The 1,645-nt window shown below is 36.5% G+C and carries 2 protein-coding genes and 1 pseudogene; 1 reads left to right on the forward strand and 2 read right to left on the reverse strand.

The window, feature by feature from the left end:
* Positions 1-718 (reverse strand): IS5 family transposase (locus tag F891_RS00010; protein ID WP_034439016.1); only part of this gene is annotated, 718 nt, incomplete at its 3' end.
* Positions 719-809: 91 nt separating this feature from the next.
* On the opposite strand from F891_RS00010, the gene F891_RS00015 reads away from it, so the two are divergent.
* Positions 810-1,184, forward strand: a complete 375-nt coding sequence (locus tag F891_RS00015) for a hypothetical protein (protein ID WP_005261163.1) — start codon at positions 810-812, stop codon at positions 1,182-1,184.
* A gap of 123 nt (positions 1,185-1,307) precedes the next feature.
* On the opposite strand, the pseudogene F891_RS00020 reads toward F891_RS00015, so the two are convergent.
* A pseudogene (locus tag F891_RS00020) lies at positions 1,308-1,645 on the reverse strand (glutathione-dependent formaldehyde dehydrogenase); the annotation flags it as partial.

Below are 1,645 nucleotides of genomic sequence, written 5' to 3' on the forward strand. Positions count from 1 at the left end.
GAAGTAATTCATTTCGTTCTAGCGAGCTAATCTTTGTATCTTTCCATGGTTTCGCATTTTTTCTAGGTGGAATTACCGCATGCGCTTGCCGATCTGCAATGACCTGACGGCATTGCTTGGTGTCATAAGCTCCATCGGTATAAACAGAGTCAATCTGCTCATCTTGTGGAATCTGATTAAGTAAATCACCAAGCACCTGTGAATCACTGACATTATTGGCTGTAAGCTGAACTGCTCGTATTTGCAGGGTTTTGGCATCTATACCAATATGTAGTTTACGCCATTGGCGACGATATTCAGGTCCATGTTTCTTGCGCTTCCATTCGCCCTCACCTAGAAACTTCATGCCTGTAGAGTCCATGAGTAGATGCAGCCCATCGCTACTTTTTTGGTAGTTGATTACAATATCAATATGCTTTTGTCTTCTACAAAGCGTGGTGTAATCTGGAGCTATCCAATTTAATCCGCAAAGTTTAATCAGACTTTGCACAAAGCCAGTAACCATACGTAAAGACAGACGGAATAAGGATTTAATCATTAAGCAGCATTGGATGGCTGCGTCGGAGTAGGTTTGATTTCGCCCTTGTTTGCCTTTTGATGGCGCATACCATTGCGTAGCAGGATCAAACCAAATGGCAATATTTCCGCGACTCATGAGTGCTCGGTTATATGCGGGCCAATTGGTTGTGCGGTAGATTTTGTGTGTAGGCTTCTTCATTTGAAAATTATATCGCTGAAAAAGCCTTTACAGATAGGTTTGTGCAACAAAGCCGTTTATAAATATTTAAAACTTATGAATTATTACTATTATGTCTACTTTTAATGTATTAGGTACTCTTTTATTATTTAGTGCATTAAACACATCTGCTAAAATCACTCATGAGAACAACTTTTTAAAAAATCCAAACTTTTTAGGAGTATGGGAAGAAAAAAACTACATAAATGGAAATTTACTAAAAATACAAAAAGTTAATATCAATAATAGTAAATATAACTATGTAATAAAGAAGAGAATAATTGACTTGTTCTTAAAGGATAAGGTTTATAAAATTGAATATGTAGGATTTTTGAGTGGTAATAGTTTAATCGCTTTAAGTCGAGAAGGAAAAAAAAAGAACTTTTATATATTAAGAAATGGAATACTTACTGATTTAGATCAATATTATATGATTAGAAAAAAATAATATTTCTAGTTTTTTTATTTAACATAAAATCTCTTATACGCAATTCAGTTGTAACCCCCAAATGGAAATGTCCGATTTCTCCAAAGTAAAAAAGCGCCTGATGGCGCTTTCCTTTAATCATATTTATGGCGTCAGAATAACTTTACGACAGTCTTCTTCTTTTTTATCAAAAATACGGTAACCTTCCGCAGCATCTTCCAGTTTCATGCGATGGGTAATAATCAGATCTGGAGACAGATCTCCATTTTCAATATGTTCTAGCAACTGCGGCAAGTAATTATGCACATGAGTTTGTCCCATTTTAAAGGTTAAACCTTTGTCAAAGGCATCACCAAACAGGAAGCCGTGAATTGGACCGGCATAAATTCCAGGTACACTCACCACACCGCCGCGGCGGACCGCTGCAATACATTGTCTTAACGCTGAACCACTCGAACCTTCTAATTTCAGGTTAGTCATTA

This window comes from Acinetobacter sp. CIP 101966 (assembly GCF_000369725.1).
Taxonomy (GTDB): Bacteria; Pseudomonadota; Gammaproteobacteria; order Pseudomonadales; family Moraxellaceae; genus Acinetobacter; species Acinetobacter lwoffii_Q.

Excerpts from the sequence above, each read along its gene's own strand:
- F891_RS00015 (WP_005261163.1), top strand. The coding sequence starts at position 810 with ATGTCTACTTTTAATGTATTAGGTACTCTTTTATTATTTAGTGCATTA.